The organism is Candidatus Margulisiibacteriota bacterium (assembly GCA_018822365.1).
Classification (GTDB): Bacteria; Margulisbacteria; WOR-1; order O2-12-FULL-45-9; family XYB2-FULL-48-7; genus XYB2-FULL-45-9.
The window spans coordinates 1-3509 of sequence record JAHJKL010000075.1 but is presented as its reverse complement, the minus strand read 5'-3'; the positions used below and the strand labels follow the sequence as shown (position 1 = coordinate 3509).

Sequence of the window (3509 nt, the reverse complement as noted above, 5' to 3'; positions counted from 1 at the left end):
TCCTTTGACCTTATTCTGGGTTGGGTCGATATAATAATTCCAGGCGCCGGTGAAGTTGGCTTTTTCCAGGTTGGCCTTGCGGAAGGTGCTGTTTTGCAGGTCACAGCCGGAAAAATCCGATTCCCTTAGGTCGGCGTTGACGAAGTCGCTCCCCTGGATGACGCACTCGCCAAAGCGGCTATGTTTGATATCGAGCCCGCTGAAGTTACAGAGGGCGATCTTGCATTTTTGAAAGCTCCAATCAAGAAGCAGTTTGTTGATCTTGATAAAAACGATCCCGATCAGTTTACAGCCGTTGAAATTGACCGAGCGGAAACCGCAACCATCGACTTTGATGTTTGCCAGGTTACATCCGGTAAAAGTACAGTCGCTGAAGATCGAGCCGCTGAAGTCCGAGCCGCTAAAATCGCATTTGTTGAAAGCGCATTCGGAGAACTCTTTGCGGCTAAGGTCAGCTTCTTGAAGGCTGACCTCATTAAAAGTTTGGTTGATGAAAGCGGCTTGGGCAAGGAGTGGGGTGGTTGGTGATTCGTTCATTGCTAACGCGCAAGCATCCCTAATTCAGAAAGAAATCGCGATATCTTTTCGATTTTGATCTTTTTATCCATGGGAATTATTTCCTTCAGGAGCAACTCTATTCGTTCGATCGCTTCATTTAGTTTAAGACTGCCGGCAGAGGTGATCGTTACAAATCGAGTTCGGGCGTCTCTTTCGCTTTCTCCGCTTTTAATTAGTCCGATTTTTTCCATAGGCAATAATAGCCGCGTCACCCCGGAGGCGGTCAGGCCAATTTTATTGGCCAGGTCTATCCTGCGCATTGTTCCATCGCTTGCCATATTAAGATTATACAGGATCGTAAATTCATTGAAGCCAAGTCCGCCCAGCCCGCAGTCAAAACGGCGCCCAACAATGGCTTGCGTCTTTGCCAGCTCTAATATAAATCTTATTGGTTCATTTGCTTTTTTCATATGCTTGATACATCAAGCATATGTCAAGCAATGTTAATTGTCAATCCGTCTGTTTTGAGGATGTGGCATTAATAAGCATTTATTTGTATAATGTTTCTTTCTGCCGGACAAATAGTATGAACAACGAAATCAAACCCGCCCGAGTTATCGCCCAATACCGGGGGAAGTACCGTGTTCTGGGTGAAAGCGGGGAAGCCTGGGCTGAAGTCGCCGGTAAAATTATTTTCGCGGCCAAGTCGCCCCTTGATTATCCGGTGGTGGGCGATCTGGTAAAGATTGTCGATCTGGGCTACGGCAACGCCCTTATTGAAGAAATACTTCCCAGAAAAAGTGTTTTAAAGCGAAAAGCGGCCGGCAAGGACGAGGTTCAGCCGATTGCCGCTAATGTTGATGCCGCTTTTATCGTGCAAGCGGTCGACCGCGACTTCAACCTGAACAGATTCGAGCGCTACCTGACGATCGTTCAGTCGGAAAAGATCAGCCCGGTTTTGGTCCTCAACAAGATCGATCTTCTTCCCCCGGAAAAGCTGGCCGAAATTACCGCCCAGGTCAAAGAGCGCTTTAAAGAGGTTCCGCTACTAACCACCAACGTCTTGAACGGTTTCGATGGCCTGGCGCGGGCGATCGAACCGGGGCAAATCTATTGTCTCCTCGGTTCTTCGGGGGTTGGCAAGTCGTCGCTGACCAATAAATTATTGGGAGAAGAATTGATAGCAACCAAAGAGATAAGCGCTCAAACGAAAAAAGGAAAGCATACGACTACTCATCGTGAACTTTTTGTCCTCAAGAATGGGGGGATGATCATCGATAATCCGGGGATGAGGGAGATTGGGCTGGCGGATGCGGCAGAGGGGCTAAAAAGCGTTTTCGCCGAGATCGAAGAGTTGAGCCGGTCTTGCAAGTTTCTCGATTGCACCCATCAGCACGAACCGGGGTGTGCTGTGCTGGCCGCGCTCAAATCGGGCGATTTAAGCAAAGAGAAATATAAAAATTATCTCAAATTGAAAAAAGAGAATGATTACTACGCCATGTCGAGCCTGGAAAAAAGACAGAGGGACAAGGATTTTGGCAAAATGGTTAAAACCGCGCTGAAGGAAGTCAAGAAGAGAAAAACCTAACCGGCCGCGCCGATCATCGCCTTTTTGGTGATGTTCGAAGCGATTGTTATATATGCTGATTAAGTTTTGCTCCTCTGATCACCAGCCAGGCCAGGAAGACAATTTCGCCCATGGTCATCACTTCACAGATTGAAATTATGGATTGAAGATTTGGGGTTAAAAGTTTAAGCAATGATCCAAGGGTGTAACCCATGCCCCCGACGAACAGCGCCCAACCGATGACTTTAGGAAAAAAACCGGATTTATAGACAAGGTAACCTAAAGGGAAGAGCCAGAGTCCCCAAAAAATAGAAGCAATAAGAACTCCCTGGTCATTTAACGAAAGGAACAACATCATTTGTTGGGGTTGATTCACAGAATAAATTGCGGCTACATTATTAAGACTGCTCAGCATCGCGATCGGGACGCTGACAAGGGCTAAAACTACCATTAGTAATGCCTGGTCTTTATTAACAGTCTCGAATAATTTATAAAGAAGAAGGACCGCAAAGATGAAGGCCAGCTGGGTCAGCAAGCTGGCAATTATCCCGGACCTGAAGAGGAAATCGTTAGCGATGATATTGGCAGCAGTGGCGGTCGAGTTGCCTGGGATAACCAGCAACGATGGAACATAAATTACTCCGAATATGCCCAGAACCATCCAGATGGGGTAGAGAATTCTTAAAATAGTTAAAGTTGTTTTCCTTGTCATGTTTTTCTCCTATACGCGCCAGCCGCGTGTTTGGCAGTTATCTTATTACTAATCCTTTGCGACTTCAAGAGCGTTTAATTAATAATATTCATGGCGATTAAGTATTATTTATTTGGGGGAGGGGGGCAAGGAAGGGGGGAAGCATATATTGTGATCTTGATAAGCAAAATAGCGTGATCGGACCGGCTCCAAAGCCGATTTATGTTGTACAATACAAGATGTTGGGAAATTAAGAGGGTTGGTTCTAGCTAGATGAAATTTGTGCCCAAGAATCGAAGGGGTACGAAATAAGCAAAGGATGGGGATTAAAATAACGATGAAAAATATGTTAGGTTTTATGTTGATTTGTTTACTAGTATTTATGGTTGGTTGTGGAAATCCCACAAAAAATATTAAAGTTACTGAAAAAAATAAAGACACTATATTTGAGCAAATCAAGAATTCTAAAGATTTAACTGCTGATGAGGTTAGGCTGTTGATGGCTTATATTATGCGTTCATCGATCGGCTCGATTTTTTCAAAAGAAGGAAAATTTCCTTATATTGGAAAAACTATTGGCGAGATTATAAACGCGGAATTAAAGATAGAAACGGAAGCAAATAGATTGGCCGAGGAGGCAAAAAAAGAAGAAGAAGAACTTGCGAAACAACTATCTTCTACTTTGCTTGTGGGGGTTTACAATAAAGGATTTGTTCCCGCAGATTATTCTTCTGGATCCTACGAAGATTATAT

The 3509-nt window shown here is 44.6% G+C and carries 5 protein-coding genes; 2 read left to right on the top strand and 3 right to left on the bottom strand.

Annotated elements, in window-relative coordinates:
* Window positions 1-537: pentapeptide repeat-containing protein (locus tag KKF06_07520; protein MBU1617604.1), on the bottom strand; the 537-nt coding region annotated here is incomplete at its 3' end.
* Between the two features lie 2 nt (window positions 538-539).
* Window positions 540-968, bottom strand: coding sequence for a MarR family transcriptional regulator (locus tag KKF06_07515; GenBank protein ID MBU1617603.1), 429 nt, complete (start codon window positions 966-968; stop codon window positions 540-542).
* Between the two features lie 116 nt (window positions 969-1084).
* Here KKF06_07515 and rsgA point away from each other — a divergent pair, with 116 nt between their 5' ends.
* Window positions 1085-2086, top strand: coding sequence for a ribosome small subunit-dependent GTPase A (gene rsgA, locus KKF06_07510; GenBank protein ID MBU1617602.1), 1002 nt, complete (start codon window positions 1085-1087; stop codon window positions 2084-2086).
* Between the two features lie 46 nt (window positions 2087-2132).
* On the opposite strand, the gene KKF06_07505 is transcribed toward rsgA, so the two are convergent.
* Window positions 2133-2777: a DUF4386 domain-containing protein gene (locus KKF06_07505; GenBank protein MBU1617601.1), complete on the bottom strand. Its 645-nt coding sequence runs from the start codon at window positions 2775-2777 to the stop codon at window positions 2133-2135.
* A 316-nt stretch (window positions 2778-3093) separates the two neighbouring features.
* On the opposite strand from KKF06_07505, the gene KKF06_07500 reads away from it, so the two are divergent.
* Window positions 3094-3509 (top strand): hypothetical protein (locus KKF06_07500; GenBank protein MBU1617600.1); only part of this gene is annotated, 416 nt, incomplete at its 3' end.

Coding starts and splice junctions, on each gene's coding strand:
- KKF06_07515 (MBU1617603.1), bottom strand. CDS start 968: ATGAAAAAAGCAAATGAACCAATAAGATTTATATTAGAGCTGGCAAAG.
- rsgA (MBU1617602.1), top strand. CDS start 1,085: ATGAACAACGAAATCAAACCCGCCCGAGTTATCGCCCAATACCGGGGG.
- KKF06_07505 (MBU1617601.1), bottom strand. CDS start 2,777: ATGACAAGGAAAACAACTTTAACTATTTTAAGAATTCTCTACCCCATC.